This window comes from uncultured Psychroserpens sp. (assembly GCF_947500255.1).
GTDB lineage: Bacteria > Bacteroidota > Bacteroidia > Flavobacteriales > Flavobacteriaceae > Psychroserpens.
This window is the reverse complement of the sequence record NZ_CANMRL010000004.1, coordinates 67907-86944: the sequence shown is the minus strand read 5'-3', so window position 1 is coordinate 86944 and position 19038 is coordinate 67907. Positions and strand designations below refer to the sequence as shown.

13 protein-coding genes are annotated in these 19038 nt (G+C 34.4%); 6 read left to right on the top strand and 7 right to left on the bottom strand.

Annotation, left to right across the window (positions count from 1 at the left end; translation table 11 throughout):
* Window positions 1-44 precede the first annotated feature (44 nt).
* A complete protein-coding gene (locus Q0783_RS12425; RefSeq protein ID WP_298895618.1) occupies window positions 45-2435 on the top strand; it encodes a thioredoxin family protein in 2391 nt (796 codons plus the stop codon).
* On the opposite strand, the gene Q0783_RS12420 is transcribed toward Q0783_RS12425, so the two are convergent.
* From Q0783_RS12420 to msrB, 5 genes are read right to left on the bottom strand one after another with little or no spacing between them, the layout of a single operon-like run.
* On the bottom strand, window positions 2436-3167 hold the full coding sequence (locus Q0783_RS12420; protein ID WP_298895616.1) for a nitroreductase family protein: 732 nt from the start codon (window positions 3165-3167) through the stop codon (window positions 2436-2438).
* 40 nt (window positions 3168-3207) lie between these two features.
* The gene (locus Q0783_RS12415) at window positions 3208-4062 is read right to left on the bottom strand and encodes an alpha/beta fold hydrolase (protein WP_298895614.1); all 855 of its coding nucleotides are present in this window, start codon (window positions 4060-4062) and stop codon (window positions 3208-3210) included.
* Between the two features lie 12 nt (window positions 4063-4074).
* Window positions 4075-4347, bottom strand: a complete 273-nt coding sequence (locus Q0783_RS12410) for a glutaredoxin family protein (protein WP_298895612.1) — start codon at window positions 4345-4347, stop codon at window positions 4075-4077.
* 12 nt (window positions 4348-4359) lie between these two features.
* Window positions 4360-4911, bottom strand: a complete 552-nt coding sequence (msrA, locus tag Q0783_RS12405; RefSeq protein ID WP_298895610.1) for a peptide-methionine (S)-S-oxide reductase MsrA — start codon at window positions 4909-4911, stop codon at window positions 4360-4362.
* Window positions 4911-5372 carry a peptide-methionine (R)-S-oxide reductase MsrB gene (gene msrB, locus Q0783_RS12400; protein ID WP_298895608.1) on the bottom strand — a complete coding sequence of 154 codons (462 nt, stop codon included), beginning with the start codon at window positions 5370-5372 and terminating at the stop codon, window positions 4911-4913. The genes msrA and msrB overlap by 1 nt, the downstream gene beginning before the upstream one ends.
* Window positions 5373-5603: 231 nt before the next feature.
* On the opposite strand from msrB, the gene Q0783_RS12395 reads away from it, so the two are divergent.
* The 4 genes from Q0783_RS12395 to Q0783_RS12380 all read left to right on the top strand — a co-directional run bounded on the left by Q0783_RS12395 (window position 5604) and on the right by Q0783_RS12380 (window position 14431).
* Window positions 5604-7925 (top strand): transglycosylase domain-containing protein, encoded by a 2322-nt coding sequence (locus Q0783_RS12395; protein ID WP_298895606.1) that lies wholly within the window; start codon window positions 5604-5606, stop codon window positions 7923-7925.
* Window positions 7926-8081: 156 nt separating this feature from the next.
* Window positions 8082-9992, top strand: a complete 1911-nt coding sequence (locus Q0783_RS12390) for a helix-turn-helix transcriptional regulator (protein WP_298895603.1) — start codon at window positions 8082-8084, stop codon at window positions 9990-9992.
* A 170-nt stretch (window positions 9993-10162) separates the two neighbouring features.
* Complete coding sequence (locus Q0783_RS12385) at window positions 10163-13507, top strand: CSLREA domain-containing protein (RefSeq protein WP_298895601.1); 3345 nt, start codon at window positions 10163-10165, stop codon at window positions 13505-13507.
* A gap of 87 nt (window positions 13508-13594) precedes the next feature.
* Window positions 13595-14431, top strand: a complete 837-nt coding sequence (locus Q0783_RS12380; protein ID WP_298895600.1) for a T9SS type A sorting domain-containing protein — start codon at window positions 13595-13597, stop codon at window positions 14429-14431.
* Window positions 14432-14849: 418 nt separating this feature from the next.
* On the opposite strand, the gene Q0783_RS12375 is transcribed toward Q0783_RS12380, so the two are convergent.
* Window positions 14850-16499, bottom strand: a complete 1650-nt coding sequence (locus Q0783_RS12375; RefSeq protein WP_298895597.1) for a M20/M25/M40 family metallo-hydrolase — start codon at window positions 16497-16499, stop codon at window positions 14850-14852.
* An 18-nt stretch (window positions 16500-16517) separates the two neighbouring features.
* Window positions 16518-17633 (bottom strand): hypothetical protein, encoded by a 1116-nt coding sequence (locus tag Q0783_RS12370; protein WP_298895596.1) that lies wholly within the window; start codon window positions 17631-17633, stop codon window positions 16518-16520.
* A gap of 115 nt (window positions 17634-17748) precedes the next feature.
* On the opposite strand from Q0783_RS12370, the gene Q0783_RS12365 reads away from it, so the two are divergent.
* Window positions 17749-18996, top strand: coding sequence for a hypothetical protein (locus Q0783_RS12365; protein WP_298895595.1), 1248 nt, complete (start codon window positions 17749-17751; stop codon window positions 18994-18996).
* The last annotated feature ends 42 nt before the right edge of the window (window positions 18997-19038 follow it).

Sequence of the window (19038 nt, the reverse complement as noted above, 5' to 3'; positions counted from 1 at the left end):
TAGTTTTTCATAAATTAGCGTCTTTCAAAACCTAATTATTTCTAATGAAGAATTTAATTATTACCCTACTTAGTTTATTGGTTTTTACAATAGCTTCAAAAGCCCAGGTATTAGAACCTGTAGAATGGGAAACGTCTGTTGAGAAAATTTCAGATACTGAATATGATCTAATTTCTACAGCAACAATAGATAGTGGCTGGCACTTGTATTCTCAAAACGTACCTGATGGTGGTCCAATACCAACAACATTTGTTTACAAGGTTAATGAAGCTTATGAATTAAGCGGAAAGACGAGTGAAGAAGAAGGGCATACTGTTGATGATCCTGTGTTTGACATGGTTATCAAATTCTTTGAAGATAAAGCCGAATTTAGACAGCGTATCAAAGTATTAAATCAAGAATTATCACTGGTTGAAGGTGAGGTAGAGTTTATGGTGTGTGATGATGAAAAGTGTTTACCACCAACCTATATTGATCTTCAATTTAATTTAAAAAAAAATGATGAGTCACAAGGCGGTTTAAGTTTATCTCCTTTTGATTCGCCAGATGATACTTCACAAATTCTTGAGCCTGTAAAATGGGAGTCCTCGGTTGAGAAAACTTCAGATACCGACTATATTTTAGTCTCAAAAGCTAGTATTGATAAAAACTGGCATTTGTATTCTCAAATACCTCCAAAAGATGCAGGTCCTATACCAACTACTTTTGAATATGATCTTGGAGAAAATGTTGAACTTGTTGGTAAAACTTCAGAAGGCAAAGGAAAAACTGTAGAAGATAAAGTCTTTGGGATTGAGGTAAAATACTTTGAAGATGTTGCAGAGTTCAGACAAAAAATAAAAGTTTCCAATGCAGAGGATGTCAAAACCGTGAAGGCTGAAGTAGGATTCATGGCTTGTGATGACAAGCAATGTTTAACACCTACTTTTATAGATTTAGATTATGATTTAACTAATGCGGTTAAAGTTGCAGATAAAGGAACAGAAGAGGAAGAAGGTGAAACTAGAGGATTGTGGTCTATTTTTTTAGTGGCTTTTCTTTCTGGTTTTGTAGCATTACTTACACCATGTGTATTCCCAATGATTCCAATGACTGTAAGTTTCTTTATCAAACAAAGTCAATCGAAAGCTAAAGGGATTAGAAATGCCATTATTTATGGGTTGTCAATTATTGTAATCTATGTGTTACTAGGTACGATTATAACAGCTATTTTTGGTGCAGATGCATTAAATGCATTAGCTACTAATGTATGGTTTAATCTCATATTCTTTGCATTACTGGTTGTATTCGCTATCTCCTTCTTAGGTGCTTTTGAAATCGTTTTACCTAACTCATGGGCAAACAAAGCAGATCGGCAAGCCGATAGAGGAGGGCTTATTGGAATTTTCTTTATGGCGTTAGCATTGGCTATTGTGTCATTTTCATGCACAGGCCCAATAGTAGGAACCATTTTAGTTGAAGCAGCATCAAAAGGAGGGATTGCTCCTGTTATAGGAATGCTAGGTTTTTCTTCAGCTATTGCATTGCCTTTTGCTTTATTTGCTGCATTTCCAGGTTGGTTAAATTCATTGCCTAAATCTGGAGGATGGCTTAACACTGTTAAAGTGGTTTTAGGGTTTTTAGAACTTGCATTAGCATTTAAATTTTTATCACAAGCCGACTTGGTGTTACAATTGCATTTATTAGAAAGAGAAGTGTTTATTGCAATATGGATTGCCATTTTTGGAGCATTGTCTCTATATCTACTCGGAAAAATAAAGTTACCGCATGATTCACCCTTGGAACATATTTCTGTTGGGCGATTAATGCTTGGGCTATTAACTTTATCATTTACCATTTATATGATTCCTGGGCTTTGGGGCGCACCATTAAATTTAATTAGCGCGTTCCCTCCGCCATTGGATTATAGCGAATCACCTTATGGTGTAGGTAATTCGAGAGGTGGCGGAAGCTCTGCAAGTCATTCAGGATTACCAGATGGAGGACATTTGTTAGCACCTCATGATATTCTGGCTTTTAACGATTATGATAAAGGTCTAGCTTATGCTAAACAAGTAGGTAAGCCAGTTATGATTGATTTTACAGGTTGGGCATGCGTGAATTGCCGTAAAATGGAACAAAATGTTTGGGTTAAACCTAAAGTGCTGTCTACATTAAAAAATGATGTTGTTTTAATCTCTTTGTATGTGGATGAACAAATAAAATTCCCTGAAGGTGAAGCTCCCGATTCTAAATTAAGACCAGGGAAGAAACTAAGGAATACAGGCCAAAAATGGAGTGAGATGCAAACCATAAAATATAAGACAAATACACAGCCCTATTACGTGTTGATGGATCATAATGAGGCAAATCTTATTAAACCTGTAGGTTATACTCCTGACGCTGATGAATATTATGATTGGTTAACTAATGGGATTAAGAATTTTGAAAACTAACTACCTCTCAAAATAAACCTCGTCAAAAGGCACTCTAAAACGAGGGCCATAAATGCCTTTGTCTTCATTACGTATACCACAACCAATCACCATATTGATTTCGGCACCTCTAGGTAAAGATAGAATTTGCTTTACTCTAAGCGTGTCACTTCCTTCCATAGGGCAAGTGTCATAGCCAATAGCCGACATACTTAACATAAAGTTTTCGGCAGCTAATGCGGCACTTTTATGAGCAACAATTCGCATATCACTTAAGCGTGTTTGACGATAAATAGGTCTAAACAACCCAACAATTTGAAAAATTAGATATTTAACAAAACCTAAAATTCCGAAGAGATCTGTATAAATGGTTGGAATGAGTTTGTTGTAATAATTGATTGCCATTTTTTTACGCTTTAACCATCGTTCCTCAAGGTCTGGTTTATCGTAAATCTTATTTATAAATTCAATATTTGCTTTGGCGCGTTTACGCCATAGGTCCTTTCTTGTGACCACAACAACAAGCTGTTTGGCGGTTTTCGCTGCATTTTGACCAAGGCAAGCTACTGTTAGTTTTTCGAGCGTGGTTTTATCTGTAACATGATAGAATTCCCATAATTGAAGGTTACTGCTTGTAGGTGCCAAAGAGGCATTATAGAGACACTGTTTTACTTTTTCAGTATCAATAGGGTCCTCTTTATAAATTCTGGTTGATCTTCTGTATTGTATTGCTTCTGAAACAGTTTTTTCCATAGGAATTGGTTAGTTTATCATTGTTAATATACAATCTTTCTTAATTTGATTCTTGAATGAATTGATGTGTCAAGTTAATTATTTTTTGAGGGATCTCTTCCTGTATAAAATGCTTCCCTTCTATGATATGTATATGCTTTGTTTCAATGTTTAAGGCTTGTTTCACCTGATCTTGTTGAGGTTCCCATTTTAAAAACTCATCATGCTTACCCCAAATAACTAGAACTTGTTGTTCTAATGTTGGAAGTAAACTAGAGTAATCAGGCAAATTATGACAGGTTTTAGAGAAGAAGTAATACATGCCTTTAATTTTCCCTTGTAGTAAAGGCGTCTTATAACCTTCAATATCATCTTTGGAGAGATTGTTTTCTAATAAACCAGATTTAAAAAGCCCTTTCATCAACATATTATTAGTGAGCTTGAAACTGTAAAGATTCATGACAAACTTAGTTATGAAATTATTTCCAAAACGCATTGGAGGAGTAAAACCAGGTTTTAAAATGATTGTATTTAAAATAATAAGTTGTTTGATGGATTTTGGTTGTTGTTTTAAAAGTTCCCAAGTCCACAAGCCGCCAGCATCATGAAGCATATGTGTCCATTTGTTGATGCTTAAATGTTCCATCAGTTTTGAAAGCCGCTCAGCTTGGAGTTTTTCGTGATATTTTTCATAACCCTTTGGAGAATCACTAGATCCATAACCAAACATATCAGGTACAATAACACGATATCCTTTTTGTACTAATTCTGGATGTATATGTCGATATAACCAACCAGAGGTTGGTACACCATGGAGTAACAGTATAGGTTCCCCATGACCTTCATCGATATAAGCGATTCGACCTTCTGGTAATTCAAAAAATTGCTGTTTACTTTTAAATTCAGTATAGGTCATAATCGTTTTGGTTTAGTCTTTCAGAATTAATTTGTTAAGCCATTTTTCAAGATCTTCTTTACGAGGATTACGTAATTTTTTAGAACCAATAGTTAGTGTTGGAAAATTAAGTTTTCTATTTAAATAAAGACCACGCAATTCATCTGCGTGGTCTTTATTAATTTCTACATCCAAAAAATCATATGGGAAGCCAGTTTCGTTAAGGAAACTTAAATAAAACTGTGTTTTATGGCATCGTTTTGCACCATAGAGTTTTATGGATGGAATAGACTCTTTCGTGTTCAATATAGCTTCAATTTATGTCACACGTGTTTTTAACTTATCTGCATGCAATTGTCTCAATTTTGCCAGCTTAGGTGTAATAACAAAACTACAGTAACCTTGTGTTTGGTTGTTTGCATAGTAATTTTGATGTACAGCTTCGGCTTCAAAGAATTCGCCTAAAGGACTAATCTCAGTGACAATAGGCATCTCATAATATGGTGTCATTTCCTTGATTACAACTTCTGCAATTTCTTTTTGCTTGTCGTTATGATAGAAAATTACTGAGCGATATTGTGTTCCAACATCTGCACCTTGACGGTTTAAGGTTGTTGGATCATGGCTTGTCATGAAAATGACCAGTAAGTCTTCATATGAAATCACATTTGGATCAAATGTGACTTGAACAACTTCGGCGTGACCTGTCAAACCCGAGCAAACCTCTCTGTATGTTGGTGTTCCAGGAACAGTACCACCACTATATCCCGATACTACTTTTTCTATGCCTTTTACTTCGTTGTATACAGCTTCAATACACCAAAAGCACCCTGCACCAACAGTTAGCTTTTCTAAGTTTTTATTTGTCATTAGTTTGTCTCCTCTACTTTAGAATCTAGTTGCATAGATTCAGAATTAATACAATAACGTAATCCGCTTGGCTCTGGTCCATCTGGAAATACATGTCCTAAATGTCCATCACAAGTATTGCACATCACTTCTACGCGCACCATACCAAAAGATGAGTCTTTTTCATACTTTATGGCATTTGGTTTGATAGGCTGTGTGAAACTAGGCCACCCTGAACCAGATTCAAATTTAATTGTCGAATCAAACAAAGGTGTGTCACAACATATACAGTTGTATTGACCTTCATCATAAATACTACATAAGGCTCCACTGTGTGGTCTTTCGGTACCTTTTTGACGTGTAATTCTAAATTGTTCAGGAGTTAATTGTTGACGCCATTCGGCATCTGTTTTTTCCACTCTTCGATCTGGCGTTGGATTTCCTTTTACAGCGAAGTTGATAACTTCTTTCCAAGTTAACATAGCTATTTGTCCTTTCTGTTTTAATTAATAAATATTGTATAATTAACTTATCGTTTTAGTCGAAAAACAAGTCATTTTCTTACAATTGGCACTCATGTTATAAAGAGCTTAATCGATCATACTCTATAAAGTTACGAGATTAATTATTGATGTTAAAGCAATAATGCATGTATAACGTCTGTTTTCTCAATTATATCGTATATAAAACATAACCTTAGATAAATACTATTTATGAAATTCACTTTAAAGTCCGTATGGCTCAAACGATTTTTTAAAGTTGGTGTGATTGGATTTTCCTTATTGCTGTTATTTTGGTTTTCGGTGTATATTGGATTGTGGGGAACATTACCTTCTAAAGACGACTTAAAAGATATCAAACAAGCCGAAGCATCATTATTATTAGATGCTGAAAGTGAACTACTAGGTAAATATTTCATTTTTGATAGGCAAATAGTGCCATATGAAGAACTTCCGAAGCATTTGGTTGATGCTCTTGTTGCTACCGAAGATGCTCGCTTTTATGAGCACGATGGCGTAGATTACGCAAGTTTGATGCGTGTGTTTTTTAAATCCATTTTGATGCAAAATAATTCATCAGGAGGTGGAAGTACGATTAGTCAGCAACTGGTTAAAAATATCTATGGAAGACAAGATCATGGTTGGTTTTCAATGCCAGTGAATAAGGTTAAGGAAATGATCGTTGCTAAGCGTTTTGAAAGCTTATATTCGAAACAAGAGATTATAGCCTTGTATTTAAATACAGTACCTTTTAGCGAGAATGTCTTCGGAATAGAAAGCGCGTCTCAGCGATTTTTCAACACCAAAACTAAAAACCTTGATTTAGCACAATCAGCAACGTTAATAGGAACACTTAAGGCAACTCATGGTTTCAATCCAAGGTTGTTTCCAGAGCGAAGCCAGTTGAGACGTGATGTTGTCTTACAGCAAATGGAGAAATATGGTTTTATTGATGAGGTAATTCAAAAAGAGACCAGTAATATGCCTTTAAAAATCAGCTATAAAAAGTTTGACCATACAGACGGTGTAGCTCCATATTTTCGAGAGAAAATACGATTAGAGGTAAAGAGCTTATTAGATAGTGTAAACAAGGCTGAAGACACTAAATATGATTTGTATAAAGACGGCTTAAAAATTCACACCACGCTTGATATTGATATGCAACGCTACGCAGAGTTAGCGATGCAACAACATATGAAAGCCTTACAGTCTCAATTCGAAAAGGCATATGGTAAAAATGCACCATGGCTTAAAAACAAATCATTAGTTAGTAAACGGATTAAAGATTTAGACCTTTATAAAACCTTAAAGAAGAAAAAATGGAGTGAAAAAGCTATCATGGACAGTTTAAATGCTAAAGGCAAATTTAGTCTGTTTTCATGGGAAGGAGATATAGTAAGAGAAGCTTCGGTAATTGATAGTTTGACCCATACCATGAGATTTTTAAATACAGGTTTTGTAGCTGTCGATCCAAGCTCGGGAGCAATAAAAGCTTATGTAGGAGGAATAGATTTTGAGCATTTCAAATTTGACCATGTCTCAGCTTCAAAGCGACAAGTAGGTTCAACATTTAAACCTATTGTTTACACCACGGCTTTAGAGAAAGGGATAGAGCCATGTAGTTATTATTCAGTTAAAGAGGTGACCTATACCAATCAAAAAGGATGGACGCCTACTAATGGAGGTAAAGAAGAAAATGACAGACATCTTAATTATTCCCTAGAAAAGGCAATGAGTCAATCTATTAATACAATTGCTGTAAAGGTATTGGAAGATGTTGGTATAGTCCCAGTGATCGAGCAAGCTCAAAAAATGGGGATTACTTCTTCGCTTCCAGAAGTGCCATCATTGGCTTTAGGTACTGCCCAATTATCGATGCTAGAACTTATAGGTGCTTATACAAGCTATGTTAATCAAGGGAAGGTGTCCAAACCATTTTATATTACTAAAATCACTGATAGATCTGGAGCTGTTATTTATGAGCGTCAGAAAGCAAAAGTAATGCCCGAAGCATTTTCAAAAGAGACAAGGCAAACCATGATTGAGATGATGAAGTCTACCATCAATACAGGTACGGCAAAACGAATGCGCTCTCAATACGGACTCAAGAACGATCTAGCAGGAAAAACAGGGACAACACAAAACAATAAAGACGGTTGGTTTGTTGGTATAAGTCCTAAATTAGTCATGTTGTCTTGGGTTGGGAATGATGATCATCGTATTGGTTTTAGTCATACATCTGTTGGTCAAGGAGCCAATTCTGCTTTGCCAATTGCAGCTTTGTTTTTAAAGCAAATGAATACAGACAAACAATTTAATTATATCACTCAAGCTAAATTTGAAGCACCATCTCAAGACGTTAAAGATGCATTGGCATGTGAAGAAGAAAAACGAGACGGCTTTTTAAAACGCCTCTTTAAGAAAGACAGAAAAGAGCGTGAATTTGAAATCGATTCTGAAGACGAAAAGACGAAAAAAAAGAAAGGTTTATTTGGGTTTTTGAGGAAAAAAGACAAAAAAGAAACCAATCAATAGGTGTGTAGATTTAATTTTAAAAACCTTTATAAGTGTTGTCTTTATTGATGTAATTTACTGCTGTGTCTTTTTTGTAACCCTTTTGTAACCCTATGCAATTAATTAAACAAAAACTGTTTTTATACATTTATACTATAAATGTATACCCCCTTTAAAATGAAACGTTTTTTCATAGGCTTCTTTTTTGTGCTATTATGCCAATCTTTTTTTGCTCAAACAAATAGCAATGACCTTACCAAAGAATCTCTAGACCGAAAGGTTAAAGAACTAAAGCAAAAAATTGAATCCTCTACAGAAGGAAAACGACTTAAATTGTTGGATAGCCTTTCAAGGCTTGTCAATAATAAAACAAAATATAGTTTCGATTCTATTGCTAAAATAACTATAGATTATGCTTACCAGTTGGATTCAATCAATATGGCATTGAGACACACTTCCAGCCTTATGTTTTATTATGCTAATAGAGCTTCTAATGCACAAGCTGGAGTGAAAGTCTTTGAAGATTTTAAAGCAAGAAAAACAAACAGTAAAGATTATGATCTTTTAGGACGGCTTTATACAAATGCTGCAGATAGTTATTATTTTTCAGGAAAAACAAATGAGTCTCTGGATTTATATAATACAGCCGAAAAGTTTTCTCTTAAAGCCAATGATTCTATATCCTATGCTTTAGCACGATCGTACAAATCTGGAGTTTACGACGTGACCGGAGATTACGCTACAGCATCTAAACTACTTTTAGAAACATCACAAATATTTGTTAGAGCTAAGGATACGTCTAATTTATTATGGACCAGAAATCAATTAGCGACTTTATATACTAAAATAGGTTTTACAGAAGAAGCGAAAAAGGAAAGAGACAAAACTATTGCTATTGCTCGCCATAGACATGACCACTTATCATTGATTCCAAACCTATTTAATGCAGCTTTAGAGCAAAACTTTCAAGGTAATCAAATCGCGAGAATTAGTTATTTAAAGGAAGCCTATAAGCATGTTACAGAGCCTGATTATGATTTGCCAAATAAACCAATCATATTTTACGGACTTTTAAATGCTTATGCTGTAACTGATAGTCTAAGTAAAGCCACGTATTTTTTTGACAAAATACAAAACAGTTTTGCAAAACAACACCCAATACCTAATGAATCTCATTACAGAACAGCTTTGGCAGACTATTACATTGCAACTAAAGAATTTAATAAGGCGTTAGACGAAGGATATTGGGTGTTGAATTATCACAAAAGAATAGGAAATGTTTGGGGTAAATACCATATGGATGAAAGGTTGTCAAAAATTTATAAGGCTTTAGGCAATATTGAAAAATCTCATACGCACTATGTAGATTTTGTTACGGTAAGAGACTCTATCAATAGTGTTAAAAGAGCGAATGCCTTATCGTATTACCAAACACTTTATGAAACTGAACGACAAGAATCTGAAATTCAACAACAACAGGCCGAAATAGCTCAACAAGAGTCCGAAATAGAAATCTTAGATGAGCAAAACAAAATTAAACAACAATGGATGCTTTTTGGAGGAATTAGCATTTTAGCGATATTCATCTTTTTTTATGCACGTTATAAACAAAGGTTAAAACTAAAAGTTTTAGAAAATGAGCTGCTAAGTTCTGAAATAGAACATAAGCAAAAAGATCTAAAGCATTTGGCATTAGATATAACAAATAATAAAGAATGGGCATTAACCTTATCAGAACAATTGGAAAGAGTTAAAGCCTCTACGGGGAAAAAAAGATCTAAAGAGTTGATGAATCTGGAGACAGAAATTAAAAATAAAATCTGGGTAGACGAGAGTACGGAAGATTTTCATAATAAGATAGAAACTTTAAGTAGTTCGTTTTATGAAAAGCTAAGAAGTAATTATCCCGATCTAACAAAAACCGAAATTAGATTGTGTTCATTAATCAGGATGAAAATGGACACAAAACAAATAGCTATTCTTCAAAATATCAATCCGTCATCAGTTAAAATGAGTCGTAATCGATTACGCAAAAAACTAAACCTTACACCTGGAGAAGATTTATACGCATTTTTATTGTCCTATTAAAATATGTCAAAAAACTCAGTATTTATAGGGGTTAGGTCTTTTTTTACGAAGCTTTTGTAACCCTTTTGTAACCCTGTATTTCTTTCATGTAACCCTTTTGTAAGCCTTTGGATTTCTTCTAAAGGAGGTGCCTTCATATAATTTTATCAAAAAATTAAACCCTTTTAATTATGAAAAATTATTTCTCAATTTATTCACTGAGTAACATATTAAAAATTATGAATGCCCCTTTTTTCGGTTTAAACAATCGACTTCTATTAACTTTTGTAGCTTTTATGCTTATGGTCTTTCAGTTACAAGCTCAAACATTTACAGTTACCAAAGTTGAAGACACCGATGACGGTGTGTGTGATACTGCAGACTGCTCATTGAGGGAAGCACTAAAAGCTGCTTACCTAGCCAATGGAGACAATATTATAAATTTTGCCTCTCCGTATTTTGACACACCTAGAACCATCACCTTGACACTTGGACAACTCGAGATCGGACCACCTTCTGGAGGTCATGGAGGTGATTATATTATTAATGGACCAGGTCAAGACCTATTAACTATTGATGGTAATTTACAGCATAGAGTATTTTATGCTGGGTTTGGACATATAGATGTTGAGATCAATAACTTAACTATAACTAATGGAAAACCCGATCAGCCAGGAACCGACAATGACAGCCAACCTTATCCACAATGGGGTGGTGGTATCATGAAATTAGGTGGAGATCCGGGATCTTATTGTCGATTGGTTAATGTCACCATTGAAAATTGCCAGGCCCTTAGAGGTGGAGCAATCTCATCTTACGGTGGTAATATGTATCTAGATGGCGTTACTCTTAGAAATAATCATTCTGATGGATACGGTTCGGCAATCGAAGAGGAAGGAAGGATTTTCGAGATCAAGAATTCTGCAATTTATGGCAATACAGGAAGTTCGCCCATACGAATGCATGCTAATATTGCAGATGTTGATTTTAAAATGGAAAATTCGACCATTAGTGGAAATACTACACCAAGTGGCGCTTCGGCGATTGAATTTATTACCAACGGAGGGCGAACGCAAATACATAATATAAACAGTAATACGATTACCAACAATACCTCAGGAAGTGATGGTGTAGCTGGTGCTGCAATTACTTTTGGTGGAACAGGCACAATTGATGGAACTATGGATAATTCTATTGTTTCAGGGAACCTAGCAAACGGCTCACCTTCAGATATTGGTTCAGATTTGTTTGATGCTGATAGTGATTATAATCTTATTGGAACAGGTGCTACCCAAATTGCCGGGCCAAATAATATTCTAAATGTCAATGACCCATTGTTGACTCCTTTAGCCGATAATGGAGGTAATACACTTAGCCATACGCCGTATGGGAATAGTCCTGTATTAAATGAAGGATTTACAAGCCTTACTACCGATCAGGTTGGTAATGCCAGAGGTATTTTTGGTACATCCGATATTGGTTCTATTGAGCTACAATCTGTGGGGAGTTATGTCGTGACTAAAACAGAAGATACTAATGATGGTGTTTGTGATACGGATTGTTCACTTAGAGAAGCATTTATAGCAGCTAATAACGATTCAGGAACAGATGTTATTGAATTTTCATCACTATTTAATTCACCTCAAACCATTATGGTTAGAGCACCAGAATATCAAGATCCAAATAATACATCGTCTCCCGTGCTTTTTGGTCAGATGGAAGTTGGAGCGGCTGGAGGATTTGGAGGCTCATTGATTATTCAAGGACCAGGCCAGGATTTATTGACTATTGATGGTAACAACGCTTCAAGAGTATTCTACAATGGTTTTGCACATTTAAATTTAAGTATAAGCGATTTAACCATTGCCAATGGTAATTCTTCAACTATACAAGGTCCGTATACAACCTATGGTGGTGGTATCCTGTTATTGGGGACTAACACAACGACTTTAAACAACGTAACAATTGCGTCGTGCACATCGCCTAATGGTGGTGGTATCTCTTCATGGACAGGTACTATCAACTTAGATGGAGTGACACTCAGAGATAATAGTGCTAGTTATGGTGCTGCTATAGAGAGCGAAGCCGGAACATTAAATATCAATAATTCAGCAATTGTTAACAACTCAGGTGCAGAGGCACTTATAGTTTGGGCTTCAAATTCATCATCAAGTCAAACCTTTATCATAAATAATTCCACAGTTAGTGGAAACACAGCGCCAACTGGAGGTTCAGCGATTGAAACGCGTACAAATTCAGGACGCACCACCACAATGATCATTACTAATAGTACGATAACCAATAATACAACTGAAGGCTCAGGAGATTCGGCAGCCATAAGCCATCAAGGTGCTCTCAATAGCACAACATGGACGGCACATAATTCAATAATTTCTGGTAATACAGCTGAAGATATTCCCGCAGATTTAGCATTTCATGATTTCGCAGAAGGAAGTAGCTACAATATTATAGGTACTGGAACAGCCATAACTGACGGTACTGATAATAATATTGTAGGTGTAGATGACCCATTGTTAGTACCATTGACGGATAATGGTGGTAATACATTGAGCCATCTATTTTATGAAAATAGCCCAGCTTATAACAATGGAAACTCTTCGGAATCTACAGATCAGATAGGGAATCCTAGAAATCAAGATGGTGGTTATGATATTGGAGCTGTAGAGTTTACGCCACCTCTTTTTCGGGGTCGTGTATTTTTGCAAGGTGCTGCGCTTAATCGAAGTACGAATGAGGATGAAGAGAACTTGATGCGAGACGATTTGAGAGTTTCTGATTTAATTCCTACCACCAGTCCTTATTCAGATGGATTGACCTGTGATGACAGTGTTTTTGCGGCTATTGATGACGAGAGTATTGTCGATTGGATATGGGTGGAGTTTAGAGACGTAGACGATAACACAATTGTAGTACATGGTCAGTCAGCATTGTTAAATCGTAGTGGCTACATTTTAGGCGTTAACGGACAAAATAATTTGAGACCTTCTGTCCCTAATGGAGATTATTACATAGTCATAAAGCATCGTAATCATTTAGGGATTATGACTGCATCTCCTATTACAATAAATAATAGTTCAGTCTTGGTTGACTTTGCAGATGCTAATAATGACATTACCTATGGTACAAATGCTCAATCGACTTATGGTATGCCAGAAGATATTTCGAGTATGTGGGCTGGTGATGCCAATAATGATGGTATCATACAATACTCTGGAGGAATTCCTGATAACCCAAGTATATTATCATATGCACTAAATGATTCAGGAAACTTCTTGAATTTACCCACACATTCGGTCAACGGATACTCAAAGAACGATATCAATATGAATGGAATCATTCAGTATGCAGGAGGTGATTCAGAATTACCATTCATTTTACAGAACGTGATTGGTTTTCCGGGAAACTTTTTAGGATTGAGTACCTGGCCTATTGTAGAACAATTACCAGAAAATGTTAATGGAAACGTCGGACGTTATATGGAACGAAGAAATGAATTTGAACAATCAAAACATTAATCCTATGACACCTCAAACTATATATATATACAACGAAAAAGAAAAATAAAATTTAACAATGTGTTTAACCCTTTTAAATCAGTTAATATGAAACAAATTACCCCTTTAAAAATGATAGTTGTACTAATAATGAGTATGCTATCAACAAAAAGTATATCTCAAAATTATGATTTTACATTGATACAAAATAGCAACTATAATTTTACAGTAGCCGCAGTGTCTCAATTTGATTCAGGAAGTTTTCAACCCATCACACAGTCTTATGGCTTTGTATTGGTCTTGCCAGATGGTATTTCGATAACAGTAGATCAAGCCCTACCAGCAGGAACTAGTGAAACAGTAACGCCTATACCAGGAACTAATGTTGCAGGATTAGATGCAAGTATGGCAGATAAAGAGTTGTTTTTAATTACAACAGATACCTCAGGAGGAACATTAAGTCCCCATGGAAATGGAGTTATTATTCCTTTGGTAACAATCACAGTTAATGGAACACCCACATCAGGTGAGATTAGGTTGTTAGAAAATGACTCAAACTTAGCGAGTCACCCAGCGCTTAATGGATCTTTAGACGCTTTTATGCAAATTGATGTTACCGATGATGCTACTGTAAATTTCTCTAATGAATTTAATATCGTAAGCGGAACGATGGCATTTAGTTTTGATACACTTTCTATAGAAACGGTAACAGAAGACTTAGATATTTCATTATATCCAAATCCTGCACAACATGAAATAACTATTGTTTCAACCAACATCATTATTAATCAAGTAGAAATCTACAATGTAAATGGAAAAATGGTGATGTTAATTGATAACCAATTTCAAAAAATAGATATAAGTCAATTACAATCTGCATTATATTTTGTGAAGTTGTACAGCAATAGTGGAAAATACAAAATGATAAAACTTTTAAAAAAATAAGAATTGAATGTTCAAGTCTTTTAATCCCCAAATTTCCCCTTAAGAATTGGATTAATTAATAGCCAAAGTAACTATTTATGATTAAAAGGGGCAAAAATGGTTGCTTAGTAATGCCTCCTTATTTAAAAGTAGGGAGGTTTTTTACTCAAACTTTTAATGTCTGTGTTATTATGAAAAAAGTAAACCTCGAATATTACAAAATGAGAATATTCTTAGTCTTATTTTATGGTTTAATTGTATTAGGGATATACATGTCTAATTAAAGCTTTATAAATCTAAACTTTAACATTTGGTTAGTTGTATGTCCTTATATTCTTTTGAAGGGTTATACAGTAAACCCATAGCATGGGAAGGCTATGGGTTTTTTTTAATTTGCAATGAGTTAAATTACAGCTTCATTTTAGATCTATAAATAAGATTAATAGGTTTCTTTAGAAATGCTTTCGTCTCTAATTAATCTATATCCAGAATTTAAATTCCAATTAGGCCATGTTGTCGTGTTTGCGATTTCAAGCCCGGTAAGAAAGTTTAATTGTGCATCAAATGTGATGTTGGCAGGATTAAAACCTTTATAAAATTCATCGGTTACTTTGTGATAATGATTTCTTACGTAGGCACCAATTTTCTCTTCTTCTTTTTTGTCGCCATTCATAGGTTCAAAATTTCCAATATTCCAGACTGCAGGAACCCCTTTTTTAACAAATGGATAATGATCAGATCTCTTAAACACGTTATTCGGAGGCATTTTTCCGTCACCTTTAAAAATAGCTCTGTCAAGTTTTGCAGCCGCAATGTTGACCAAAGTGTCTAGTTCTGTGAAACCTTCAATAACATTGACGACCATTTTCATTCGCTCTACTGCAAAACTCGCATCGGCATTAATGACACATGCGGTTTTGTGCAAAGGAAATATAGGATGATTCGCATAGTATTCTGATCCTAAAAGTCCCATTTCTTCGGCTGAAGTAAATAAAAAAATAATGGAACGCTCAGGTTTGTTTTTAAGTTTTGAAAAAGCTCTTGCAACTTCTAGTTGCATAGCAGTACCAGAAGCATTATCTATCGCGCCATTAAAAATTGAATCTTGTCCTAAATGCGCATCTCTTGTACCAATGTGGTCCCAATGGGCAGTATAGATCAAATACTCTTTAGGTCTTTTAGAGCCTTTTAATAACCCAACAACGTTTTTTGTTTTCATAACCTCTTTTCCAGTAGATTTAAGAGAGAGTGATGCTTTAGATTTTAAGGGAATAATTGAAAAATCTTTATCAAGAGCTTTATTAATATAATTAAATTGATTCCCTGAGGAAGCGATTAAATCTTCCATCATTGGTATCGATATCTGTCCAGAAAATTTAAGCCCGTCAGATGCTAAGGTTTCTTGACCTTTAATAAAAAGTGGTGTGTCACTTGTGTTATTTATTTTATTCCAATCTAAAGATTTATCATGAACCATCAATAATCCAATAGCACCTCTTTTTAAAGCTTCACGTTTTTTATATTTAAGACTGCCATAATAGGTTGGTTGTTTCCCTCTGAAAAGTTTGGGATCATTAGTGTAAAATCCAGGGTCATTATAAAGAACAATGACAATTTTTCCATGAACATCGATGTCTTTATAGTCGTCCCAGTTTTGATTTGAAGCAGTTATACCAAATCCTGCAAATACTATTTCAGTTGTGTCAATTTTTACAATTTTATCTAATTCAAAAGATGTATTAGCGTAGAAGTCCTTTGAGTGAGTATATATATTTTTTGAGTTTTCTGATACTATTTCGAGGTTACTACAATTTAAAAAGTTTACTTTTTGGATTGTAAATTCTTGAAAATAGCTACTATTATTTCCAGGACTAATATTTAAGTCTTCTAATTGATTTTTGATGTAATTGACGGTTTTGTGTTCGCCTTTTGTCCCAGGTTTTCTTCCTAAAAAAGCATCAGAGGCTAACCTTTCAATATGTTTACTAATATTTTCATTTGTAATAGTATTTTCAGGGTTTATATCTTGTTGTTTACATGAACATATCAATAGAATATTAGTTATAATTAAGAGCGTTAGCTTTTTCATTTTTAATGTTTTTGATTCTTAGTTTATTTTTAATCCGCTTTTATCTTCAAACTTACCAGTAATGAGCCAGCCTCCAAAATCTTCGGAAACGGCCATTAATAAAGTGTTTTTTCCTTTTTTTAAGTCTAAATAAATGCCATCAAATAGTCCTATGGTTCCTAAGTAGCGGTAATCTCTAGACCTCCATTTATTTGTGCCTCTATAAATAGGTTTACCGTTTAAAATAGTAACAACTCGATCACTATATCCGAAAGAAAAAAACTTTAGCTGGTCTTTATCTGAGTTAATTTCAATTTTTGCAAAAACAGTATTTCCAGGTTGTCCATTTCTCAATAATTGAATTCTTGAAATATTGGCGGCTGTACCTTCTTCAACATGTATATATCCTTGCCAATTTCTGTTATTGATTAAGCTTTTGTAGTTATTAGGATCATCAAGTAGTTGTTCTTCGAACATATCTGATATTTCCCATTTTGGAATAAGGTTTTCTATTGGCTTTCTTTCTTTAGGGTTGAAATTTTTTATCTCATGATTTGTTTTGTCTACAATAACATTTGCAATATGCATTGCTGTTCTACCGCCTCTAATCATTACATCTCCTTCTTTTGGTTTGTGAAAAAGCTTCCATGATAAATTTGGTGTTTCAGAATGATCCAGAAAAACTTGAGCTTTATCATTATTGACTACAATTTTTACATGAGTCCAATCATCATATTTAAACTCATGAGCGAATGAGTATTTTTCACCAAAATAGAATTGAAAAGCTGTAATACCTTTAATTGCTGGTGCTGCTTGAGTAGCATCTTCTAATCCAGATAGATGTGCTCTCATAAACCATAGCTCGCCATCTTGAAAATTATTTACGGCTCTAAAAAAAACGCCAGGATACATTCGATCTTCTTTTAAAAAGATATCAAATTCAATTGTTCCATTTAAAAATTTTGAATCTTTAAGAATAATTGCTCCATTTTGAATATAAATAGCATCTTTTCCTTTATAGTTTTCAAACATATATGACTTGGCACGAATATCCCAATTTGTGGTGTCTAGTGGAATTATATGTTGAGCGATGTGGACTTGTGTAAATACAACGAAAGTAATTATACATGCTGCAATGTGTTTTTTGAGTATCATGGTTTTAGGTTTTTTATAAAATTGTAAAAAGAATGCTAGATTCCTTAAAACAAGTTGGTACAAATTGATTCAATGTTGTACACATCATATTTTTTGAAGATTTTTGTGTTTAACTATGAGTGATAACAACGAACATAAACTATTATTAAAGTGTTTGCAGCTAATTGAAGACAAATTGGATTGGGGACCAGCAGCACAATGGCATAGTGATGTTTTTATCGAATTAAGTGAAGCTATTCAAAAGGAGACCCAAGTGTTATTGAGTCCCGTGACTTTAAAACGTGTTTGGGGTAAGGTAAATTATAAAAGTGCACCAAGCATAAGCACATTAAATACCTTGTCTCAATTTGCAGGTTACAGTAATTGGAGAGATTTTAAGAACTCGCAACACTTAAAAAAAGCATCTTGGTTTGAAACTAATATATCTCCAAATTTGGGTGTTATAATGTTTAGTGCGGCTATTATGACCATTGTATTTATATCACTTTACTCATTAACTGGATCTGAAAACAGTACTAATGAGATCGATGTGTCTAAAATTCAATTTAGCAGTAAACCTATTGTTGATGGCTTGCCTAATTCTGTGGTTTTTGATTTCGATTTAAATAGCACACAATCCGATAGTATTTATATTCAGCAGTTTTGGGATCCAACAAAAATCATAAAGTTAACTCAAGATCAAGTACAGGCTACAGGACAGTATTACTATCCAGGGTATTTTAGAGCAAAACTTATAGTTGACGGCATCATATTAAAAGAACATGATTTATTTATTAAGTCAAATGGATGGATTGGAACTTTAGATTATGACCCCATTCCTAAATATATAAATGATAAAAGGTTGAATTCAGGGAAATTATCATTTTCAAATTCAATTTCAGAAGAGATTAAAACAAGTGACAAACCACTTTTGGCATCATTTCACTATATAAATGATATTCCTAAAATATCTGGTGATGACTTCACTTTACAATCTTCAATAAAGTCGATTTATCATGATAAATGGGCTGTCTGTCAGAAAACATCAATTGTTGTTGTTGGGACTAAGAGTGCTTTTATTATTCCATTCTCCATACCAGGCTGTACTTCAGAATTAAATGGAATGGTAAGTGAAAAGGCTTTAAAAGGAAAAAACATGGACTTATCATCTTTAGGAATCGATTTTTCTTCTGAAAGACGAGTTCTAATTACTTCAAAGGATAAGGTTTTAAAAGTATATATTGATGATCTTGAAGTGTTTTCAAAAGACTATGCAGAGTCTATTGGAAATATTGTTGGTATACGATATCGCTTTTTAGGTATTTCTGAAATTAGAGATATTAAACTTTTAGACGAGTTTAAGCGTGAAAGATCTATTAAATGATTTATTAATTTTCAAGCTTAGCTACTTATTGGTAACGTCATA